Origin of the sequence: Amycolatopsis mediterranei (assembly GCF_026017845.1) — a bacterium.
GTDB lineage: Bacteria > Actinomycetota > Actinomycetes > Mycobacteriales > Pseudonocardiaceae > Amycolatopsis > Amycolatopsis mediterranei.
Window position 1 is genome coordinate 2,380,653 of sequence record NZ_CP100416.1, and the last position, 21,653, is coordinate 2,402,305.

The 21,653-nt window shown below is 70.9% G+C and carries 17 protein-coding genes; 8 read left to right on the plus strand and 9 right to left on the minus strand.

Annotation, left to right across the window (positions count from 1 at the left end; translation table 11 throughout):
• Window positions 1–151: 151 nt before the first annotated feature.
• Both ISP_RS11410 and ISP_RS11415 read right to left on the minus strand, forming a co-directional pair.
• Complete coding sequence (locus tag ISP_RS11410; protein ID WP_013224023.1) at window positions 152–1,597, minus strand: MFS transporter; 1,446 nt, start codon at window positions 1,595–1,597, stop codon at window positions 152–154.
• A gap of 111 nt (window positions 1,598–1,708) precedes the next feature.
• Window positions 1,709–2,203: a carboxymuconolactone decarboxylase family protein gene (locus ISP_RS11415; protein ID WP_014466773.1), complete on the minus strand. Its 495-nt coding sequence runs from the start codon at window positions 2,201–2,203 to the stop codon at window positions 1,709–1,711.
• Window positions 2,204–2,331: 128 nt separating this feature from the next.
• Between ISP_RS11415 and ISP_RS11420 the strand changes: the two genes are divergently transcribed.
• Window positions 2,332–2,796 (plus strand): MarR family winged helix-turn-helix transcriptional regulator, encoded by a 465-nt coding sequence (locus ISP_RS11420; protein WP_013224025.1) that lies wholly within the window; start codon window positions 2,332–2,334, stop codon window positions 2,794–2,796.
• Between the two features lie 200 nt (window positions 2,797–2,996).
• Here the strand turns inward: ISP_RS11420 and ISP_RS11425 are convergent, their stop codons facing one another.
• Complete coding sequence (locus ISP_RS11425; RefSeq protein ID WP_013224026.1) at window positions 2,997–3,413, minus strand: cupin domain-containing protein; 417 nt, start codon at window positions 3,411–3,413, stop codon at window positions 2,997–2,999.
• A gap of 64 nt (window positions 3,414–3,477) precedes the next feature.
• Between ISP_RS11425 and ISP_RS11430 the strand changes: the two genes are divergently transcribed.
• Both ISP_RS11430 and ISP_RS11435 read left to right on the plus strand, forming a co-directional pair.
• Window positions 3,478–4,614 (plus strand): acyl-CoA dehydrogenase family protein, encoded by a 1,137-nt coding sequence (locus ISP_RS11430; RefSeq protein WP_013224027.1) that lies wholly within the window; start codon window positions 3,478–3,480, stop codon window positions 4,612–4,614.
• Between the two features lie 39 nt (window positions 4,615–4,653).
• A complete protein-coding gene (locus ISP_RS11435; RefSeq protein WP_013224028.1) occupies window positions 4,654–5,601 on the plus strand; it encodes an SDR family NAD(P)-dependent oxidoreductase in 948 nt (315 codons plus the stop codon).
• Here ISP_RS11435 and ISP_RS11440 read toward each other — a convergent pair.
• On the minus strand, window positions 5,598–6,758 hold the full coding sequence (locus ISP_RS11440) for an aminotransferase class V-fold PLP-dependent enzyme (RefSeq protein ID WP_013224029.1): 1,161 nt from the start codon (window positions 6,756–6,758) through the stop codon (window positions 5,598–5,600). The genes ISP_RS11435 and ISP_RS11440 overlap by 4 nt on opposite strands.
• 46 nt (window positions 6,759–6,804) lie before the next feature.
• Between ISP_RS11440 and ISP_RS11445 the strand changes: the two genes are divergently transcribed.
• Together ISP_RS11445 and ISP_RS11450 are read left to right on the plus strand one after the other, a co-directional pair.
• On the plus strand, window positions 6,805–7,431 hold the full coding sequence (locus ISP_RS11445) for a GntR family transcriptional regulator (protein WP_013224030.1): 627 nt from the start codon (window positions 6,805–6,807) through the stop codon (window positions 7,429–7,431).
• Window positions 7,428–8,186, plus strand: coding sequence for a metallophosphoesterase (locus tag ISP_RS11450; protein ID WP_013224031.1), 759 nt, complete (start codon window positions 7,428–7,430; stop codon window positions 8,184–8,186). The genes ISP_RS11445 and ISP_RS11450 overlap by 4 nt, the downstream gene beginning before the upstream one ends.
• Here ISP_RS11450 and ISP_RS11455 read toward each other — a convergent pair.
• From ISP_RS11455 to ISP_RS11475, 5 genes are read right to left on the minus strand one after another with little or no spacing between them, the layout of a single operon-like run.
• The gene (locus ISP_RS11455) at window positions 8,176–9,801 is read right to left on the minus strand and encodes a CocE/NonD family hydrolase (RefSeq protein WP_013224032.1); all 1,626 of its coding nucleotides are present in this window, start codon (window positions 9,799–9,801) and stop codon (window positions 8,176–8,178) included. The two genes, ISP_RS11450 and ISP_RS11455, sit on opposite strands and share 11 nt — an antisense overlap.
• A 50-nt stretch (window positions 9,802–9,851) precedes the next feature.
• Window positions 9,852–11,243 carry an aspartate ammonia-lyase gene (gene aspA / locus ISP_RS11460; RefSeq protein ID WP_013224033.1) on the minus strand — a complete coding sequence of 464 codons (1,392 nt, stop codon included), beginning with the start codon at window positions 11,241–11,243 and terminating at the stop codon, window positions 9,852–9,854.
• A complete protein-coding gene (locus tag ISP_RS11465; protein ID WP_013224034.1) occupies window positions 11,240–12,151 on the minus strand; it encodes an asparaginase in 912 nt (303 codons plus the stop codon). Before ISP_RS11465 ends, aspA begins: the two co-directional genes overlap by 4 nt.
• The gene (locus ISP_RS11470; RefSeq protein WP_013224035.1) at window positions 12,148–13,578 is read right to left on the minus strand and encodes an amino acid permease; all 1,431 of its coding nucleotides are present in this window, start codon (window positions 13,576–13,578) and stop codon (window positions 12,148–12,150) included. Before ISP_RS11470 ends, ISP_RS11465 begins: the two co-directional genes overlap by 4 nt.
• A complete protein-coding gene (locus ISP_RS11475) occupies window positions 13,575–14,222 on the minus strand; it encodes a FadR/GntR family transcriptional regulator (protein WP_013224036.1) in 648 nt (215 codons plus the stop codon). The genes ISP_RS11470 and ISP_RS11475 overlap by 4 nt, the downstream gene beginning before the upstream one ends.
• Window positions 14,223–14,566: 344 nt before the next feature.
• On the opposite strand from ISP_RS11475, the gene dnaE reads away from it, so the two are divergent.
• The 3 genes from dnaE (at window position 14,567) to ISP_RS11490 (ending at window position 21,336) form a co-directional block, all read left to right on the plus strand.
• On the plus strand, window positions 14,567–18,154 hold the full coding sequence (dnaE, locus tag ISP_RS11480) for a DNA polymerase III subunit alpha (protein ID WP_013224037.1): 3,588 nt from the start codon (window positions 14,567–14,569) through the stop codon (window positions 18,152–18,154).
• Window positions 18,155–18,253: 99 nt separating this feature from the next.
• Window positions 18,254–19,723 (plus strand): MFS transporter, encoded by a 1,470-nt coding sequence (locus tag ISP_RS11485; protein ID WP_013224038.1) that lies wholly within the window; start codon window positions 18,254–18,256, stop codon window positions 19,721–19,723.
• Window positions 19,724–20,151: 428 nt separating this feature from the next.
• Window positions 20,152–21,336 carry a low temperature requirement protein A gene (locus ISP_RS11490; RefSeq protein ID WP_013224039.1) on the plus strand — a complete coding sequence of 395 codons (1,185 nt, stop codon included), beginning with the start codon at window positions 20,152–20,154 and terminating at the stop codon, window positions 21,334–21,336.
• The last annotated feature ends 317 nt before the right edge of the window (window positions 21,337–21,653 follow it).

The following is a 21,653-nucleotide window of genomic DNA, read 5'->3' on the forward strand; positions in this document are numbered from 1 at the left end:
TTGACGGGCTTTCGGTCAGGCGACTCAGACTGATTTGGCCAGGCTGTGGCTAGGTCCAGGACCTTTTTGACGCGGTGGGGAAGGCTTGCGTAGACCTGCGCTGCGCCCACCAGACCAGCGCCCCCGAGGGCATCGGGGGCGCTGCTCACCTTCACTCCGCCATGGCCGGCTCCACCACCTCGGCCGTGGTCCGGCGCATCGTCGTCACCAGCAGCGCCAGTCCCGCGAACAGCACCGCCGCGATCACGCCCGTCACGTTCAGCGCCGTCGTGAACGCCTCCTTCGCTTGCTCGGCCACCGCCGGCCGGGTGACGTCGACCGCCAGGGTCGTGGCCGCCGGGAACATGCCGCGGTACACCGCCGCCGCCGTCAGGCCGATCAACGCCATGCCCAGCGATCCGCCCAGGTAGTTGCCGGTGTCCGCCATCGAGGCCGCTGAGCCCGCGCGCTCCGGTGGGACCGATCCCACCACCAGGCCGATGCCCAGCGCGAACAGCGGGCCCGTGCCCAGCGTCAGCACCGTGATGCCCACCACGACCGGCAGCAGCCCGTCGGTCACCGCCAGCAGGAGGCTGCCCGCCGCCGACACCACCAGGCCGCCCGCGATCGCCGTGGCCGGGGTGACGAACCGGGTCAACGCCGGTGCCGTCATCGTGCCCGCCGCCACGCCCAGGCCCATCGGGGCGAACAGCAGCGCCGAGACGAGCGGGGAGTGGCCGAGGACACTCTGCAGGTACTGCGTCACCAGCAGGCCGACACCGGCCATCGCGACCCCGGCGAACACCAGCGCGACCAGCACCGCGGTGAACGGGCGGTTCCGGAACAGCCGCAGGTCCAGCAGCGGCGAGGCCGTCGTGAGCTGACGGCGGGCGAAGACGATGCCCAGCAGCGTCCCGGTGGCGATCGCCGCGACCGGCAGGACCAGCGAGCCGGTGGCCAGCTGCTTGAGGCCGAACACGACCAGCAGCACCGCGGTCAGCGAGAGCGCCACCCCGGGCAGGTCCAGCCGCCCGGACGCCGGCGCGCGGAACTCCGGCAGCAGGAACGGGCCCGCGACGAGCAGGACGGCGACGGCCGGGACGGCGACCAGGAACACCGAGCCCCACGAGAAGTGCTGGAGCAGGAAGCCGGCGAACACCGGACCGGTCGCGCCGCCCGCGAACTGGCAGGTGGCCCAGATCGAAATGGCCTTCCCGCGCTGTTTCTCGTCGCGGAACATGTTCGTGATCAGGGCGAGCGTCGACGGCATCAGCGTCGCCCCGGCGACCCCGAGCGCCGCGCGCACGACGATGAGCATCACCGGCCCGGTCGAGAACGCGGCGACGATCGACAGGAGCCCGAAGGCCCCGCCGCCCGCGAGCAGCAGCCGCCGCCGCCCGATCCGGTCGCCGAGCGTGCCCATGGTGATGACGAACCCGGCGACGACGAAGCCGTAGCTGTCGGTGATCCACAGCTGTTCGGTGCTGCTCGCGCCGAGATCCGCACTCAGCTGCGGCAGCGCGAGGAACAGCGAGGTCATGTCCATCGCGACGAGCAGGGTGGGCAGCACCAGCACCGCCAGTCCCAGCCACTCCCGCCGTCCGGCCGGCTTCTCCATGTCCGCTCCTTCTCCGTGGTCTGTTTGCCGGGGAGTCGGAGCCGGCGCGGAGGACCGGACACGGGCGGCGAAGATTTTTTCGCGATCGCCGCACGCGGGTTGGCGTCGGACTTACGCCGCGTGCCAGGCGTGCTCGGCGAAGGCGTCGTCGAGCGGGGCGCGGGTGAGGCGGTTGGCGAACGTCGACAGCGTGTACGTCCCGATCCCCAGCACCACCTCCAAGGCGTTCCGCTGCGTGTAGCCGGCGCCGGTGAACGCCTCCAGCCCCTCGGCCGGGACTTCGCCCCGGGTGTCCATGACCGCGTGGACGAAGACGCGCAGCGCCTCCAGCCGCGGCTCCGGCAGCGGGGCCTCCGCCCGCAGCGCCGCCACCAGTTCCGGGGCGGCGGACAGGCGGGTCAGGGTGGCCGTGTGCATCGCCACGCAGAGGTGGCACTCGTTGCGCGCGGCCACCGTCATGATCAGCACTTCGCGTTCCAGCGCCGTCAGGGTCGTGGACTCGAAGATCGCGCTGAGCTTGAGGAAGCCGTTGAGCAGTTCCGGTGAGGTGGCCAGCCGGGCGACGGCGGACGGCACGCGGCCGAACTTCTTCGCGGTGGCCGTCATCGCGGGGCGGGCGGCGGGGGGTGCAGACTCCGGGGTGTGATCGGCGAACAAGGTGGCTCCCGAGGAAGTAGGATCGACAACGTGGTTGTCGAAACCGTAAACCTGGTTGTCGATTTTGGCAAGAGGCCATGACCGACACGCCGGGCTACGAGCTGCCCTTCCTGCTCTTCGGCGGCTTCCGCACGCTCATCGACCGCCTGCACGCCGAACTCGCCCGCCGCGGCCACCCGGACGTGCGGCCGTCGTACGGCTTCGCGATGCAGGCCGTCGGCGTCCAAGGAGCGACGGCGTCGGAGATCGGCCGCCGCCTCGGCGTTTCCAAGCAGGCGGCCGGCAAGACCGTCGACCGGCTCGAGGCGCTCGGGTACGCCGAGCGAGCCGACGACCCGGCGGACGCGCGCCGCAAGATCGTCCGGTTGACCGCACACGGCGTCGACGCGCTCCGCAAATCGGCGGACATCTTCGACGAGCTGCGCGCGGACTGGGCGCGCACGGTCGGCGCGGAACGGATCACCGCGCTGGAGAACGACCTGCGCGCGGTCGTCGGCCCGGCGGCGTACCGGCTCGACGCCGCCGGCTGGTTTTCGAGCTAGTGCCGCGCGTCGCGAGTTGGTTGGCGTTCGGGGTGGCCGGAACCGGCTCGCTTCCCGAAACCGGCCCCGTCAGTGCGGATTTCCGGCCGCGGCGATGCAGTGAATGACTCATTCACCTCCTCCGACGACATGAATGAGTCATTCATGTCGTCGGACCAGCCGCCGCCAGCAGACAGTCAACGAACCTCAGACGCGCGACGCTAGAAGCCGCAGCCCGGGTTCGGGGCGTCCTCCGACAGCGGGCTGCCCGCCGGGAGCACGTACAGGACTTCGAGCACCAGCGGCGTCGACCCGAGGTTGCGGCCGATGTGCACCTGGTTCGGCTTCTCGGTGAACGCGCGCCCGGCGCCGAAGATGCCGTCGATGCTGCAGTCGGCCAGGTTGTGCGTGAGCGTCCCCGCCTTGACGTACGCGTAGAGCGTGCCGTCGTGGAAGTGCCAGCCCGTGTAGCCGCCGGGCTGGACGGTGATCTCCCGCAGCGTGTAATCGGTGTGCCCGATGGTCTTCTGGGCCAGGATCGTGCCGGCGACGCCGCTGCCGGGCGTCGCGGAGGCCGTGGCGGGGAGCAGGACCGCAGCGAGCGCGGCGGCGGCGAGAACGGTGATCGGCTTGCGCATCGGCCCAAACTACCGCGTCCGGACGTGCCCGTGGGGGCAGCGAACCGGGGGTAGCGTGCCTCGCATGGACGCGGACGTTTTCGGGCAGGTCCTCGGCGCGGTGCGGGAGTTCGTGCGCAAGGAGGTCGTGCCGCGCGAGGCGGAGATCGACGAACGGGACGAAATCCCCGCCGAAATCCGGGAAAAGGCCGCCGAACTGGGCTTGTTCGGCTGGGCGCTGCCGGAAGAGTACGGCGGGCTCGGCCTCGGCATGGCCGAAGACGTCCGGCTGGCGATCGAGCTCGGCTGGACGACGCCGGCCTTCCGGTCCCTGTTCGGCACCAACAACGGCATCGCCGGCCAGGCGATCGTGCACCACGGGACGCCGGACCAGCGCACCCGCTGGCTGCCGCGGCTGGCCGCGGGCCAGGCGATCGCGTCGTTCGCGCTCACCGAAGCCGAAGCGGGCTCCGACCCGGGCGGCCTGACCAGCCGCGCGGTCCGCGACGGCGACCGCTACCGGCTGTCGGGCACCAAGCGGTTCATCACCAACGCGCCGCTCGCCGAAGTGTTCGTGGCGTTCGCGCGCACGGATCCGGAAAGCACCGGCAGCCACGGCATTTCCGCGTTCCTCGTGCCGGCGGGCGCGCCCGGCGTCACCGTCGGCCCGCACGACGCCAAGATGGGCCAGGCCGGCGCGTGGACGTCGGAAGTGGTCTTCGACGACGTCGAGCTGGCCGCCGACACGCTGGTCGGCGAAGAGGGCAAGGGGTTCGGCATCGCGATGGCCTCGCTGGCCCGCGGCCGCCTGCACATCGCGGCGCTGTGCGTCGGCCTGGCCGAGCGGGCGCTGGCCGAGGCCGTCGAATACGCGCGGACCGCGCGCCAGGGCGGCCGGGTGATCGGCGAGTACCAGCTGGTGCAGGCGCTGCTCGCGGAGTCCCACGCCGAACTCGCGGCGGGCCGCGCGATGGTCCACGAAGCCGCGGCGAAGTACGACTCGGGCGAGGACCGCAAGCTCGGGCCGTCGTCGGCGAAGCTGTTCTGCACCGAGATGCTCGGCCGGGTCGCCGACCGCGCGGTGCAGGTGCACGGCGGGACGGGGTACGTCCGCGGCGTGACGGTCGAGCGCATCTACCGCGACGCGCGGCTGTTCCGGATTTACGAAGGGACCAGCGAAATCCAGAAGCTCGTCATCGCGCGGCAGCTGCTCAAGGGCTGAGCTTGCGCTGGAGTCCGCTCCAGGACTTAGCGTCGAAGGATGACCACTGCACAGCACAAGATCGGCTCGGGTTTCGGAGCCGGGACCACCGCGGCCGAGGTCGTGGCGGGAATCGACCTGACCGGCAAGCTCGCCATCGTCACCGGCGGCTACTCCGGCATCGGCCTGGAGACCACGCGGGCGCTGGCGGCCGCCGGCGCGCACGTCGTCGTCCCGGCCCGGCGTCGCGCCACGGCCGAAGAAGCCTTGCGTGGCTTCGAAAACGTCGAGCTCGGCGAACTCGACCTCGCCGACCTCGAGAGCGTCCGCACGTTCGCCGAGCGGTTCGCCGCGTCGGGCCGCGGAATCGACCTCTTCATCGGCAGCGCCGGGATCATGGCGCTGCCCGAGACCCGCGTCGGGCCGGGCTGGGAGGCGCAGTTCGCGACCAACCACCTCGGGCACTTCGCGCTGGTGAACCGGCTCTGGGCCGCGTTCCGGCCCGGGGCCCGCGTGGTTTCGGTGTCCTCGCGCGGCCACCACTACGGCCCGGTGTGCTTCGACGACCTGGACTTCGAGCGGGGCTACGACAAGTGGCTCGCCTACGGCCAGGCGAAAACGGCGAACGTGCTGTTCGCGGTGCACCTCGACAAGCTGGCGCGCGAGCAGGGCGTCCGCGCGTTCGCCCTGCACCCGGGCCGGATCCTCACCGACCTCGTGCGCCACCTGGACCGGCAGGAGCTCGTCGACGCGGGCATGGTCGACGAGTCCGGTCAGGTCACCGGCGGGGCGAAGACGCCGGAGCAGGGCGCCGCGACGCAGGTGTGGGCCGCAACGTCCCCGCAGCTCGACGGCCTCGGCGGCGTCTACCTCGAGGACTGCGACATCGCCGAGCCCGCGCCCGCCGACGGCACCCGCACCGGCGTCAAGGACTACGCGATCGACCCGGCGCTCGCCGAACGGCTGTGGACCGTGTCCGCGGAACTCACCGGGGTGAACGCCTTCTAGAGCGTCCGGATCAGCAGGTCGATCTCGTCTTCGGTGTTGTAGTAGTGCACCGACGCCCGGACCAGGTCCGGCAGGTCCCGGGCGGTGAAGTCGAACTGGGCCGACGTCCGCGCCGACACCGACGTGTTGATGTTCGCCTTCGCCAGCCGCGCCTTGATTTCCGCGGCCGGGGTGCCGTCGAGGCTGAAGGTGACCAGGCCGCACTTCCGCGCGCCGGCGTCGTGGACGCGGGCACCGGCGTCCGCAAGCCGGTCACGCAGTGTCGCAGCCAGTGAAGCGACACGTTCTTCGATGGCCGGCAAACCCCATTCGAGCGCGTAGTCGATGGCCGCGCCGAGGCCGCACACCGCGGCGAAGTCGCGTTCCCACACCTCGAAGCGCTTGGCGGTCGGGTCGACGACGTACTCCGTCGGCGACTGCCAGCTCGCCGAGTGCAAGTCGAGCATCGCCGGCTCCAGCCGCTCGCGCAGCCGCGGGTGCACGTAGAGGAACCCGGTGCCGCGCGGGCCGCGCAGGTACTTGCGGCCCGTTCCCGAAAGCGCGTCGCACTTCAGGCGCGTGACGTCGAGGTCGAGCTGGCCCGCCGACTGGCACGCGTCCAGCAGGAACGGGATCCCGGCCGCCTCGGCGACCGCGCCGATCTCCTCGGCCGGGTTGACCAGGCCGCCCTGGGTGGGCACGTGGCTGACGGCGATCAGCTTGACGTCGCCGTCGACGCGCCGGCGCAGCTCTTCGACGTCCAGCTGCCCGGACTCGTCGTCGCCGATCACCTCGACGACCGCGCCGGTGCGCCGGGCGACCTGCAGGAACGCGATCGCGTTGCTGGCGTACTCCGCCTGCGAGGTCAGGATCCGGTCGCCGGGGCCGAACGGCAGCGCGTAGAACACCGCCTGCCAGGAGCGGGTCGCGTTGTCGGTGAGCGCGACGTCGTCGGTGCCGGCGCCGAGCAGCCGGGCCACCGACGCGTACACCGCGTCCAGGCGATCCGCGGCTCCGGCGGCGGCTTCGTACCCGCCGACCAGCGCTTCGTGGCGCAGGTACTCGACGACGGTGTCGGTCACGACGGCCGGGGGCAGCGCCGCGCCCGCGTTGTTGAAGTGGACCACCTCGGCGCAGCCGGGGGTCTCGCGGCGCGCGCGTTCGACGTCGAAGCTCATACGAACTGAATACAGTAGATAGCTATTGTATGCAATACTGCCCGGCATGGCCCGCACCCCGTTGCGCAGCGACCTCATTGAGCAGATCACCGCCCGCGTGCTGGACCGGCGGCTCGCGGCCGGGGCCCGCGTCAACGAGGTGCACCTGGCGCGCGAGCTCGGCGTCAGCCGGACGCCGCTGCGGGAGGCGCTGATCGGGCTCGCCGACCGCGGCCTGCTGGTCTCCGCGCCCGGCCGGGGGTTCCTGGTGCCGCCGTTCGACCCGGACGAGGCGCGCCGGCTCTACCCGCTGGTGGCCGAGCTCGAAGCCCTCGCGCTGCGCTGGACGTCGCCGGTCGAGCTGGCCGGGCTGCCGGACGCGCTCGACGCGGTCGCCGGCGAAATGGCCCTCGCGGACGGCAGCGCACTGTCCGCATTGGACGACCGGTGGCACGCGCTGCTGCTGTCGCGCTGCCCGAACCCGCACCTGCTGCGGCTGATCGAGCAGACCAAGCCGCTGCTCAAGCGCTATGAGTCGGCGTACTTCGCCCGCCGCGGCCACGCCGGGGAGAGCATCGAGGAACACCGCCGCATCGCCGCGGCCCTGCGTGAGGGCGATCTGACGGCCGCGTGCTCGGTACTCGTCGCCAACTGGGTCAAGGCACTGGCGTACCTGGGGAAGGACGAAAGATGATCATCGCGCACCTGAGCGACCTGCACCTCGACGGCGGTCAGCGGGCGGAAGACCGCGTCGCGGCGGTGCTGGGCTACCTCGGCGGGCTGGCGCAGCCGGTCGACGCCGTCGTCGTCACCGGCGACATCGCCGACCACGGCACGGCCGAGGAGTACGCGCGCGCCGCCGAGCTGCTGAAGCACCCGGCGCCGGTGCTGCTGTGCCCGGGCAACCACGACGTGCGCGCGGCGTTTCGCACCGGGCTGCTCGACCTGCCCGCGTCCGACGGCCCGATCGACCTCGCGCAGGAGATCGGCGGCGCGCTGTTCGCGCTGTGCGACTCGACGATCCCGGGCCGCGGCGCGGGTTTCCTCGCCGACGAGACCCTGGCGTGGCTCGACGGCGTCCTCTCCGGCGGCGACGGCCCGGCGTTCGTCGCGTTCCACCACCCGCCGGTGGAGGTCGGCGTCCCGCTGGTGGACGCGATCCGTCAGACCGGCGCGGAGCGGCTGGCTGCGGTGCTGGAACGACACCCGAGAGTGGTGGCGCTGCTGGCCGGGCACGTGCACACGGGCGCCTCGACGACGTTCGCCGGCGTCCCGCTGCGCATCGCCCCCGGCGTGGTCTCGGGCTCCCTGCTCCCGGTGGAGCCGGGCGGGGACCACGGCTGGACCGACGGCGGCCCGCTGGAGTACGACCGCCCGCCGGCCCTGCTGCTGCACGTCCTCCACGACGACGGCCGGGTGACCAGCCACCACCGCGTGGTCAGCTGCTGAACACCGGCAGCGTGATCCGGGACGGCCGGGCCGCGTCGTGGAACACCTCGAAGCGGTTCGGCTTCCCGGTCACCGCCGACGTGGCCGGCTCGCCCGTGCCGTGGTTGCGCGCGAACCGCGGGAACGCGCCGCCCGCCACCTGGACGCGCAGGCGGTGGCCGCGGCGGAAGCGGTACGCCGTCGGGTCGAGCGTCACCTCCGCCGTCACCACCCCGTCGGCGTCGGCCGACGGGAAGCCCGGGCGCAGCCGCAGGATCCCGTCGGTCACGTTGCGGGAAATGCCGCCGGTGTCGACGTCGCACAGCCGGACGTAGACGTCGGCGTGTCCCAGCTCGGTGCGCACGTGCACGGTCGCCGACACCTCGCCGATGACGTCGAGGTCCGACGGCAGCGGCTCGCCGGTGAACACCAGCACGTCCGGCCGGGCTTCGACTTCCTGGTTGTCGCGCTGCTTCCACTCGCCCGTCAGCAGCGGACCGCCGACCGCCGGCGTCGGATCGGCCGGGTCGTAGGTGAACGGCGTCGGCAGCGCCGGGTCGGTCGCGACCTCGCCGAGCCCGCCGATCGGCCGCAGGTGCGCCTCGGTCGCCTTCGACGGCGGCGGCCAGGACTCGAAGTCCAGCCACGTCCCGGCGCCCTGCAGGAACAGCCGGACCGGCGCCCGCTGCAACTGGGTCCGGTCGCCGAGCAGGTGCGCGCGCAGGAAGCCGAGCTGGTCGCGGATCATCGGGCCCATGCTCGCGGGCTCGCCGTGCGCCCACGGCCCGACCGTGAGCCGCGGGGCCTTGCCCGCGTCGGCGAGGAGCCGGAAGTCGCGCAGCTGCGAGCCGATGAACAGGTCGTACCAGCCGGTGACCATCGACACCGGGACGTCGAGCCGCACCACTTCGGCGCTGTGGTCGGACATCGCCCAGAACTCGTCGCCGGGCACGGCGTGCTCGGTGACGTCCTGGAGGAACCGCACCGGCTTCCCGATCGCGGCGACGTCGGCGCCGCTGATCGGCAGGTGCGCCATCGCCCGGCGGGTCTTGCGCGTCTGCAGCGGGTTCGGCAGCGCGGCGAAGCGCTCCTCCTGGCGGCCGATCATCGCCGACCACGAGACCATGTTGTCCGCCGCGAGCACGCCGCCGGGGTAGAACGTCGAGACGAACTCCGACGCCGTCACCCCGAGGCACATCGCCGCCAGGGGCGGGTCGAGGTACGGCCCGACCGCCCACTGCGTGTGCCCGAGGTAGCTGGCGCCGGCCATGCCGAGGTTCCCGTCGCACCACGGCTGGGCCCGCAGCCATTCGGCGGTGGCGAGCCCGTCTTCGCGCTCGAGGTGGAAGGGCCGGAACTCGCCGCCGGAACCGAACGAGCCGCGGGTGCTCTGGACGACCGTCTGCAGCCCGTGCCGGGCGAAGGTTTCGCCGAAGAGCTTCGAGGCCAGGCCCTTGCGCCCGTACGGCGTGCGGATCAGCACGACCGGCGCCGACGTCGTCCCGGCCGGGGCGTACCGGTCGGCGAGCAGCGTGACGCCGTCGGGCATCGGCACGGCGAGATCGCGTGTCACGACCGGCTTGGGGCCCTCGGTGCGGGGGAGGCCGAGCAGCTTGTCGACAAGTCGGTCCAGCACGGGCGGCCGCCTTCCGAAGTGGAGTAGATCCATCCGGATCCGACCGTACCTCAGGTCGCGCGCGCGAGGGTTTCCGGCCGCAGCAGCCTCGCCAGCTCTTCGGCCGGGATCAGGCCCTTTTCGACGACGAGCTCGGCGACCCCGCGCCCGGTTTCCAAGGCCTCCTTCGCGATCTCCGTCGCGGCCGCGTAGCCGATGCTCGGGTTGAGCGCCGTCACCAGGCCGATCGAGTTCTCGACGTAGGCGCGCATGACGTCCACGTTCGCGGTGATCCCGGAAACGCATTTCGTGGCCAGCGTCCGGCAGGCCGCGCCGAGGTGCGTGATGCTCTCCGAAAGCGAGTGCAGGATGATCGGCTCGAACGCGTTGAGCTGCAGCTGCCCCGCTTCGGCGGCCATCGTCACGGTGACGTCGTTGCCGATCACCTCGAACGCGACCTGGTTGACCACCTCCGGGATCACCGGGTTGATCTTGCCGGGCATGATCGACGACCCGGCCTGCACCGGCGGCAGGTTGATCTCGTTCAGCCCCGCGCGCGGGCCCGAAGACAGCAGCCTCAGGTCGTTGCAGCTCTTGGACAGCTTGACCGCGATCCGCTTGAGGACGCCGGAAAGGTGCACGAACGCGCCGCAGTCCTGGGTGGCCTCCACCAGATCCGCGGCGGTGACGACCGGCAGCCCGGTGATCTCGCGCAAGTGCCGGCAGGCGGCTTCGGCATAGCCCGGCGCGGCGTTGAGGCCGGTGCCGATCGCGGTTGCGCCGAGGTTGATCTCGTGCAGCAGCGCGACGGCCTCGCCCAGCCGCTGCTGGTCCTCGCCGAGCATCACCGCGTAGGTGCCGAACTCCTGGCCGAGCGTCATCGGCACGGCGTCCTGCAGCTGCGTGCGGCCCATCTTCAGCACGTCGTGGAACTCGACGGCCTTGGCCGCGAACGCCTTCTCCAGCACGATCATCGCTTCGGACAGCTGGCGCACGGCGATGATCGTCGCGACGTTCACCGCGGTCGGGTACGCGTCGTTCGTCGACTGCGAGAGGTTGACGTGCTCGTTGGGGTGCACGACGTGGTAGTCGCCCTTGGCGTGCCCGAGCAGTTCGAGCGCGCGGTTCGCGATCACCTCGTTGGCGTTCATGTTGGTCGACGTCCCGGCGCCGCCCTGGATGACATCGACGACGAACTCGCCGTGCAACGCGCCCTCGCGGATTTCCCGGCAGGCCGCGGTGATCGCGTCCGCGATGTCGGGGGAGAGCAGGCCCAGTTCGGCGTTGGCGCGCGCGGCCGCTTCCTTCACCGAGGCCAGCGCCTCGACCAGGTGTGGGTAGGCGGCGATCGTCGTGCCGGTGATCGGGAAGTTTTCGCGGGCGCGGGCGGTGTGCACGCCCCAGTACGCGTCGGCGGGGACGTCCTTGTCGCCCAGCAGGTCGTGTTCGCGGCGGGTGGTCATGCGGTGCTCCCCACGGAAAGGGTGGAACGGAGGTTTTCCGGGCCGGGCGGGACGGCCACCCCGCACAGCCCGAGCAGCGCGGCCAGCACGGGGTACCGCGCCCGGTCGCCGCCGTCGGCGATCTTGACCGCGATCGCGGTGCCGTCCGGCAGCGCGGCGACCTGGACGGCTTCGAACCCGTCCTTGGCGATCAGCCCGGGCACCGCGCGCATGACGGCGGTGACGTCCCGGCGGCTGCCGCCGACCAGCTCCGGGTGCCGCCGGATCCCGTCGGCGACCAGGCCCTCCGGCGTGCCGGGCGCGGCCGTGGCGATCTTCGCCACGGCCGTCGCGAGCCCCCGCAGGGTCGTCGCGAAGAGCGGCGCGCCACAGCCGTCGACCGCGACCCGCGCGATGCCCCGGCCGGTCAGGTCCTCGAAAGCGGCCGCGATCGCGCGCTGCAGCGGGTGGGCCGGGTCGAGGTAGCCGTCGAGGCTCCAGCCGTTCAGCTCGCAGGTCGCGAGCATCGCCGCGTGCTTGCCGGAGCAGTTGTGCGCGAGCCGCGCCGGTGGCCGGCCGTCGGCGATCCAGCGGTCCCGCTCGACCGGGTCGAACGGGAAGTCCGCGGGATTGCCCAGCAGGTCGGGGGAGCGTCCGTCGAGCACCTCTAGCGCGGCGTCGAGGTGCATCGGCTCGCCGGAGTGGCTGGCCGCGGCGATCGCGAACCCGGCGGGGGACAGGCGCAGGCCGAGCCGCGCCATCGCGGTGGCCTGCAGCGGCTTCGCCGTCGACCGCGGGTACATCGGGGTGTCGACGTCCCCGGCGGCGAACCGCGTCGAGCCGTCCGGGGCGAGCACCACGGCCGAGCCGTGGTGGACGCCCTCGACCAGCCCGTCGCGGATCAGCTCGACGAGGGGTTCGTGGCTCACAGGCCCGCCTCGTCGAACGCCCGCATGTCGATCCGCTTGCGCACGGCGAACCAGCCCACGACCAGGGCCACGGCGATCGCGGGCAGCGCCAGCAGGGTGATCCGGCCGGTCTGGTCGAAGCCCATCAGGACGACGACGGAGGCGAGGAACACCAGCGTCGCGATTTCGGTGCAGGGCGAGAACGGCAGCCGGAACGACGGCCGCTCGAGGCCGTCGCGCTTCGCCCGGCGCACGAACAGCAGGTGGCAGAGCACGATGATGGCCCAGGTGGCGAGGATGCCGATCGCGGCGAAGTTCAGCACGATGTCGAAGGCCTCCTTCGGCACCAGGTAGTTGAGCCCGACGCCGAACACGCAGACGGCCGCGGTGAGCAGGATCCCGCCGTAGGGCACGTGGTTGCGGTTCATCACGCCGGTGAACTTCGGTGCCGAGCCCGCCACCGCCATCGACCGCAGGATGCGGCCGGTCGAATACAGGCCGGAGTTCAGGCTGGACAGCGCCGCGGTGAGCACGACCAGGTTCATCACGCTGTCCGCCGCCGGCACGCCCAGGTGCGAGAGCACGGTGACGAACGGGCTCTGGTCCTTGGTGTAGGAGCTCCACGGCAGCAGCATCGCCAGCAGCACGACCGAGCCGACGTAGAAGACCAGGATGCGCCACATGATGGAGTTGATCGCCTTCGGCATGATCTTCTCCGGGTTCTCGGTCTCGCCCGCGGCGACGCCGACCAGCTCGACCGACGCGTAGGCGAACACCACGCCCTGCACGATCAGCACCATCGGCAGCAGCCCGGACGGGAAGATCCCGCCGTGGTCGGCGATCAGCTGCGGGCCGCCCGCGACGCCGTCGATCGGCGTCTGCGTCACCAGCAGGAAGATGCCGATGACCATGAACAGCACGAGCGCGGCGACCTTGATGATGGCGAACCAGAACTCCATCTCGCCGAACAGCTTCACCGACACCGTGTTCAGCGTCAGGACGACGGCGAGCGCGATCAGCGCGAGCACCCACTGCGGGATCGGCGAGAAGAACGACCAGAAGTGCGCGTACAGCGCGATCGCCGTGATGTCGGCGATCCCGGTGGTCGACCAGTTCAGGAAGTGCATCCAGCCAGCGACGTACGCGCCCTTCTCGCCCATGAACTCGCGGGCGTAGGAGACGAAGGCGCCGCTGGAGGGCCGGTAGAGGATCAGCTCGCCGAGCGCGCGGACGACGAAGAAGGCGAAGAGCCCGCAGACGCCGTAGACGATCGCCAGGGCCGGCCCGGCCTGGGCGAGCCGGCCGCCCGCGCCGAGGAAGAGGCCGGTGCCGATCGCCCCGCCGATGGCGATCATGTTGACGTGCCGGGACTTCAGGGCCTTGTGGTAGCCGGCGTCGCCCGCGTCGGTGGTCTTGGCGGCCGTGGCCGGGAGGGTCTGTTCGGTCACTGGTCCCCGTTCACGATGCTGGTCAGAGTGGCTTCGACGTGCTGCAGGTGCGCCGTCATGGCTTCGACGGCGCCGGTCTCCGAGCCGTCCGCGATCGCGGTGACGATCTCCCGGTGCTCGGTGTTCGACTGGCGGCGCCGGTCGCCGAGCTGGTTGAGGAAGGCGGACTGGCGGGCGAGCGCGTCCCGGATCTCCTCGATCACCTTCCCGAACACCGGGTTGCCCGAGGCCTGGGCGATGGTGATGTGGAAGAGCGAGTCGAGGGCGACCCAGGCGGTGTTGTCGGTCTCGGCGTCCATCCGGTCGAGCAGGTGGGCGAGCAGGTCCAGGTCGTCCTGGCTGCGCCGCACGGCCGCGTACCCGGCGACGGGGATCTCGACGTGCCGGCGCACCTCGATGAGGTCGCGGGCCGAGTAGGGCCCGAAGGTGGGGTTGTCGGCCGGGCCGGTGGCGGTGACGAAGGTGCCCTTGCCGGTCTTCGACTCCGTCATGCCGAGCGCCTGGAGGCCGCGCAGGGCCTCCCGGATCACCGACCGGCTCACCTCGAACTCCCTGCTCAGGGCGGCTTCGGAGGGGAGCTTCCCGCCGACGGCGTACTCGCCGCGCTCGATCGAGGCGCGCAGGTGGGCCAGCACGGCTTCCATGGCACTCACCCGGCGAGGACCACCTTGTCCGGCTGTCTGGCTGTCAGACAGGTTCATGGCCGGAATGCTCGGTCCCGCCGCCGCCGCTGTCAACGCGAACTCCGGCGCGTGTGGCCCAGCTCACGACCCCTGGCGCCGGTTCGCGGACGGCGGGTCCGGCGTCGGAAGGACGCCGCGCGTGACCGCCCGGCAGCGGCGCGTGTCGTGATCGTTTCCGCCGAAGGAGCAGCGCGTCGGTGCTCTCGTCCGGCCCCGCCGAGGGGCACAATCGAGCCCGGTGAGCGCGGGATAGGGTGGGAGACCCGGGCGCGCCGGTCCGATCCACCTAGGGGAGGTTTTCGCTGGTGTCGAACGATTCTTTCGTCCACCTGCACGTCCACACCGAGTACTCGATGCTCGACGGTGCGGCGAAGATCGCTCCCCTCTTCGCGGAGGCGGCGCGCCTCGGCATGCCCGCGGTCGGCATGACCGACCACGGCAACATGTACGGCGGCGACGAGTTCTACCAGCAGTCGAAGAAGCACGGCCTCAAGCCGATCATCGGGATCGAGGCGTACATCGCGCCGGAGTCGCGGTTCCACAAGAAGCCGGTCTTCTGGGGCCAGTCGAACCAGCGCGGCTCCGACGAGCTGGGCGAGGGCGGCGACGTCTCGGGCGCGGGCGCGTACACCCACATGACGATGCTCGCGCAGAACGCCACCGGGCTGCGGAACCTCTTCAAGCTGTCCTCGCTGGCCAGCATGCAGGGCTACTACCGCAAGCCCCGGATGGACCGCGAGCTGATCGCCGAGAACCACTCCGGGATCATCGCGACCACCGGCTGCCCGTCCGGCGAGGTGCAGACCCGGCTGCGGCTGGGCCAGAAGGAAGCTGCGATCCAGGCCGCGTCCGACTACAAGGACATCTTCGGCGCCGACAACTTCTTCCTCGAGCTGATGGACCACGGCCTGCCGATCGAGCGGTCGGTCCGCGAGGGCCTGCTGGAGGTCGGCCGCCTGCTCGACCTCAAGCCGATCGCCACCAACGACTCGCACTACGTCACCAAGGACCAGGCGGACACGCACTCGGCGCTGCTGTGCGTCCAGGCCGGCAAGACCCTCAACGACCCGACTCGGTTCAAGTTCGACGGCGACGGCTACTACCTCAAGTCCGCCGCCGAGATGCGCGAGTACTGGGACAAGGAGGTCCCCGGCGCGGCCGACACGACGCTGATGATCGCCGAGCGCGTCGAGTCCTACGAAGACGTCTACTCGCACAAGGACCGGCTGCCGTTCTTCGAGGTGCCGGAGGGGTACGACCAGGGCGGCTGGCTGCGCGAAGAGGTCCAGCGCGGGCTCAAGTGGCGCTTCCCGGACGGCGTGCCGGACGAGTACTACAACGAGCGCATCGAGATCGAGCTCGACGTCATCATCGGGAAGGGCTTCCCGGCCTACTTCCTGATCGTCGCCGACCTCATCAGCTACGCCCGCAAGGTCGGCATCCGGGTCGGCCCGGGCCGTGGTTCGGCCGCCGGTTCGCTGGTCGCGTACGTCCTGGGTATCACGAACCTGGATCCGATCCCGCAGAAGCTGCTGTTCGAGCGGTTCCTGAACCCCGAGCGCGTCTCGATGCCCGACATCGACATCGACTTCGACGACCGCCGTCGTGGCGAGATGATCCGGTACGCGACCGACAAGTACGGCTCGGACAAGGTCGCCCAGGTCATCACCTTCGGCACGATCAAGACGAAGGCGGCGATCAAGGACTCCGCCCGGGTGCACTTCGGCCAGCCGGGCTACGCGATCGCGGACAAGATCTCCAAGGCGCTGCCGCCGCCGATCATGGCGAAGGACATCCCGCTCTCGGGCATCGTCGACAACAAGCACGAGCGCTACGGCGAGGCCGCCGAGGTCCGCGCGCTCGTCGAGACCGACGACGAGTGCAAGACGATCTTCGAGACCGCCCGCGGCCTTGAGGGCCTGATCCGCAACGCCGGCGTGCACGCCTGCGCGGTCATCATGTCCTGCGACCCGCTGACCGACGCGATCCCGCTGTGGCAGCGGGACGACGGCTCGATCATCACCGGCTGGGACTACCCGTCGTGCGAGGCCATCGGCCTGCTGAAGATGGACTTCCTCGGCCTGCGCAACCTCACCGTCATCGGTGACGCGATCGACAACATCAAGGCCAACCGCGGGGTCGACGTCGACCTCGACACCCTCGGCGTCGACGACCCCGAGACGTACAAGCTGCTCGCCCGCGGTGACACGCTCGGCGTGTTCCAGCTGGACGGCGGCCCCATGCGCGACCTGCTGCGGCGCATGGAGCCCACGGTGTTCGACGACATCGTCGCGGTCGGCGCGCTGTACCGCCCCGGCCCGATGGGCATGAACGCGCACAACGACTACGCCGACCGCAAGAACAACCGGCAGAAGGTCAAGCCGATCCACCCGGAGCTCGACGAGCCGCTGCGGGAGATCCTGGCCGACACCTACGGCCTGATCGTGTACCAAGAGCAGATCATGCACATCGGCCAGAAGGTGGCCGGGTACACGATGGGGCGCGCGGACGTGCTCCGCCGCGCGATGGGCAAGAAGAAGAAGGAAGTCCTCGACAAGGAATACGAGGGCTTCGAGGCCGGCATGCGGGCCAGTGACCTGCGGCCCGGCGGCTTCTCGCCCGAGGCGATCAAGGCGCTCTGGGACACGATCCTCCCGTTCGCCGGGTACGCGTTCAACAAGAGCCACGCGGCCGCGTACGGCCTGATCTCGTACTGGACCGCCTACCTCAAGGCGAACTTCCGGGCCGAGTACATGGCCGCCCTGCTCACGTCGGTCGGCGACAACAAGGACAAGTCGGCGGTCTACCTGTCCGAGTGCCGCCGGCTCGGCATCAAGGTGCTGCCGCCGGACGTCAACGAATCGGCCCTGCGCTTCGCGGCCGTCGGGGACGACATCCGCTTCGGCCTCGGCGCGGTCCGCAACGTCGGCGCGAACGTCGTCGAGTCGATCATCAAGACCCGCGAGGAGAAGGGCAAGTACGCCTCCTTCACCGACTTCCTCGACAAGTCCGAGCTCGTGGCCTGCAACAAGCGGGTCATCGAGTCGCTGATCAAGGCGGGCGGGTTCGACTCACTCGGCCACACGCGGCTGTCGATGATCCAGGTCCACGAGGACGCGGTCGAAGCCGTCGTCCCGCTCAAGCGCCAGGAGGCGATGGGCCAGTTCGACCTGTTCGGCTTCGGCGGCGACGAGGGGGAGGCGGCGCCCTCGTCGTCCCCGCTCGCGCACCTGAAGTTCGGCGAGGAGGAGTACCCGCGCAAGCAGCTGCTCGCCTACGAGCGCGAGATGCTCGGCCTGTACGTCTCGGCGCACCCGCTGGACGGCGCCGAGCGGATCCTGCGCAAACACGCCCCGAAGCCGATCGCGAGCATCCTCAACGATCCGCCGAAGGAAGGCGAGCTGGTGATCTCCGGGCTGATCACCTCGCTCGAGCGGCGGGTCAACAAGAAGGGCGAGCCCTGGGCGATCTGCACGGTCGAGGACATGGACGCCTCGCTCGAGGTGCTGTTCTTCCCGAAGTCGTACGCGCTGTTCGCCGGTGAGCTGATCGAGGACAACGCGGTCCTGGTCAAGGGCCGGGTCAACTGGCGCGAAGACAAGATGTCGATCTTCGGCGGCGGCCTGGCCACGCTCGACCTGTCCGAGGTCGGCACCGGCAACGGCGACGACGAGCCGCCGCTGGTGCTGCTCGCGGCGGCGGAGAAGATCGACCAGGCGGTGGTGAGCGAGCTGCGGTCCACGCTGCTGGCCCACAAGGGCGAGACCCCGGTGCACCTCAAGCTGGTGGGCAAGAACCAGACGGTCTTCGCGCTGTACGACTACCCGGTCAAGGTCAGCTCCATGCTGATCGGCGAGCTCAAGGGCATCCGGGGCATCACCGCCTCTACGTGAGGCTTCGGGATCCGTGCGCACAACGCGCGCGGATCCCGCCTTTCGTGTTTGCTGGGTGGGGTATCCCCGGCCCGTGAACCTGCGTGAGGTCTGCCCTCGATGACGTACGAACCCGATCCCCGTCGCTGGAAAGCGCTTGCCGTCTCGCTCACGGCGGGGTTCATGGGCCTGCTCGATGTCAGCATCGTCAACGTCGCCCTCCCCTCGATGCAGTCCGGCCTGCACGCGAGCAGCGGCGGGATCCGCTGGGTCGTCTCCGGCTACGCCCTCGCGTTCGGCCTGGTCCTGGTCACCGGCGGCCGCCTCGGGGACGCGTTCGGCCGCCGGAACATGTTCCTCGGCGCCCTCGCCGCCTTCGTCCTCACCAGCGCACTGGCCGGCGCGGCCCCGAACGAAACCACGCTGGTGCTCGCCCGCCTGGCCCAGGGCGTGGCCGCCGGCATGCTCACCCCGCAGAACACCGGTCTGATCCAGGACCTCTTCCGCGGCGCCGAGCGCGGCCGCGCGTTCGGCATGTTCGGGGCGGTCGTCGGGATTTCGACGGCGGTCGGCCCGATCCTCGGCGGCTTCATCATCGCCGTCTTCGGAGCGCAGGACGGCTGGCGCTGGGTGTTCTACGTCAACGTCCCGATCGGCGTGCTCGCGTTCGTCCTCGCGCTGCGGCTGCTGCCGCGCAGCGAAAAGAAGCAGCTCAAGATCTCCTCCGAGATCGACTTCGTCGGCATCGTGCTGCTCGCGGTCGCCGTCCTCGGCGTGCTGCTGCCGGTCATCGATTCCGACCAGGGCGGCCTCCGGCGGCTGTGGTGGCTGTTCCTCGTCGCGCTCGTCTTCGGCGTCGCGTTCGTGCGCTGGGAGCACTCGGTGGTCCGGCGCGGCCGGTCGCCGCTGCTCGACACCCGCCTGTTCACCGGTACCCCGGGCTACGCCGCCGGCGCGGCGGTCGGCGCCCTCTACTTCTGCGGGTTCGCCGGGATCTGGCTGGTCTTCGCGATCTACTTCCAGCAGGGCCTCGGCTACTCGCCGCTGCAGTCGGGCCTGTCGGTGACGCCGTTCGCGCTCGGTTCGGCGGTGTCGGCCGCCGTCGCCGGCCGGCTCGTGCCCCGGTTCGGCCGGCGGCTGACCGTCACCGGGCTGGGCATGGTCGCCGCCGGGCTGCTGGCCGTCGCGCTGCTGGCCGAGCTGGTCCCGCCGTCGGCGTCCGGATGGGCCTTCGCGTTGCCGCTGGTGTTCGCGGGCGTGGGCGGCGGGATGGTGATCTCCCCGAACACGACGTTGACGCTGGAGTGCGTGCCGGTGCGGATGGCCGGGGTCGCCGGCGGCGCACTCCAGACCGGGCAGCGGATCGGCACGGCGATCGGCACCGCCGTGCTCGCGTCGGTCTTCGGCATGGTCCTCGGCCACGGCTATTCCGTGGCGCTCACCGTCGCGCTCAGCTGCGCGGCCGTCCTGACCTGCGGCGCGCTCGCCTTGGCGCTCGCCGAGCTCCGCGCACGACGGCACCGCGCTTCCGAACAGGAGCGGGAAGCCCGGCAGGCGGAGGCTTCGGCCGCGGACGTTCACCGCGGTTGAGAAACTACTTTCCGCAGATTTGCGATGCTCCATCCGAGTGACGAGCGCGGAAAGACACTGGTGCTACGGAGAGCAACCGGGTAGATCTTATGGAGCCTTCACTGCGCGGCTTCGGCTACCGACAGTGGCAATCAGTCGGCCACCCGGGGATGGGGTGACCGGCTTGAGCGATCGAGGCGTCCGGAGTTCGAGGGAATGGACACACTCGGTCACCTTCCGTCCAGTGGGTGTCGGCGTCCGCGGGGGACCGTCCGGCACTCGCGGAAGGGCTGCCCATCGGTACCGGCCGGCGCGTGACGGTGGCGGGCGGGCCCGGGTGAGGGGGAACCGGGCCCGCCCGTCTTCTTCACCCCGTGTCGTGCTCACCGGTGCCGCCCCGATCGTGCTGGGATGATCGCGTCCGTCCGAGGCCGACGCGGGGAGCCCCGATGACCGAGCAGCCGTCGCGGATCCGGGTCTGGTACCGGCCGATGCGCTCCCGCGACCGCGGGGAAGACCACCGCGTCGCGACACCGCTGGAACTGCTCTTCGACCTGTGTTTCGTGGTCGCCGTCGGGCAGGCCGCGGCCGCGCTGCACCACGCGCTGGCCGAGGGGCACGCCGCGCACGGCGTTTCGTCGTTCGCGATGGTGTTCTTCGCGATCTGGTGGGGCTGGCTGAACTTCAGCTGGTTCGCCTCGGCGTTCGACACCGACGACGTCCCGTACCGGCTGGCGACGCTCGTGCAGATCGCCGGCGGACTGACCATCGCGGCCGGGGTGTCCAGCGCGTTCGAAGGCGACTTCCGCGTGATCGTCGCCGGGTACGTCCTGATGCGGCTGGCGCTGGTCGGGCAGTGGCTGCGCGCGGCCGGCGCCGCGCCGGAGGCCAGGCCCGCCGCCCTCCGGTTCGCCGCCGGGATCGCGCTCTGCCAGGTGCTCTGGGGCATCCGGCTGTTCTTGCCCGAATCGACGGCGACCGTGACGTTCGCGGCCATCGTGCTCTGCGAACTCGCGGTGCCGGTGATCGCCGAGCGCAGCGCGCGCACGACGTGGCACCCGCACCACATCGCCGAGCGGTACGGCCTGTTCACCCTGATCGTGCTCGGCGAGACGATCTTGAGCGCGACCAACGCGCTCAAGGAGGGCACCGCCGAAGCCGGCCACCTCGGCGCGCTGATCTCCCTGGCCGTCGCCGCGCTCGTCCTGGTGTTCTCCATGTGGTGGCTGTACTTCGACCGGCCGGGCCACGCGCGGCTCGTCCGCCGTCCGGGCATGTTCACGGCGATGAGCTGGGGGTACGGCCACTACCTGATCTTCGCCTCCGCGGCGGCGGTCGGAGCCGGGCTCGAGGTGGCGGTCGGGTACGACACCCATGTCCTGCACGGCGTGGGCGGTGTGGCCGCGGCGCTGGCGACCACGGTTCCGGTCGCGGTCTTCCTGCTGAGCGTGTGGCTGCTGCACATCGGCCCGACCAACGAGTGCCGCCCGATCGCCATCGGGTTTCCGGTGACCGCGGTGCTCGTCGTGGCGGCGTCGTTCACGCCGGCGCCGATCCACGTCACCGCCGGGCTCGCGGCCGCGCTCGTCGTGCTGACGGTCGTCGCGACCCACGGAGAGCGGCACCCGGCCTGACGGCGGTATCGGTGCAGGCCAGCGGCCTGGCGCGATAAAAGCGACCCCCCCTGTGCGAGGGGGTTTCGGGGGCATGTAAAGTTCTCCAAGTCGCCAGGGAAACCGGGTGGCCGCAGGGAACACGAACCAAGCTCCCACGATCGTGGTAGAGTGGGTGGTCCCGAACCAGGGTGGTATCCCTGGAACAAAGCTTGAAACAAAAGCCGAAGACCAAGGCGCTTCGCGGCGCGGCGGTCCGAAGTGTGTTGCTTGAGAACTCAACAGTGTGCTAGTGAACTAAGCCAGTAGAGCTTATGTATTGAACCTCGGATGAGGTT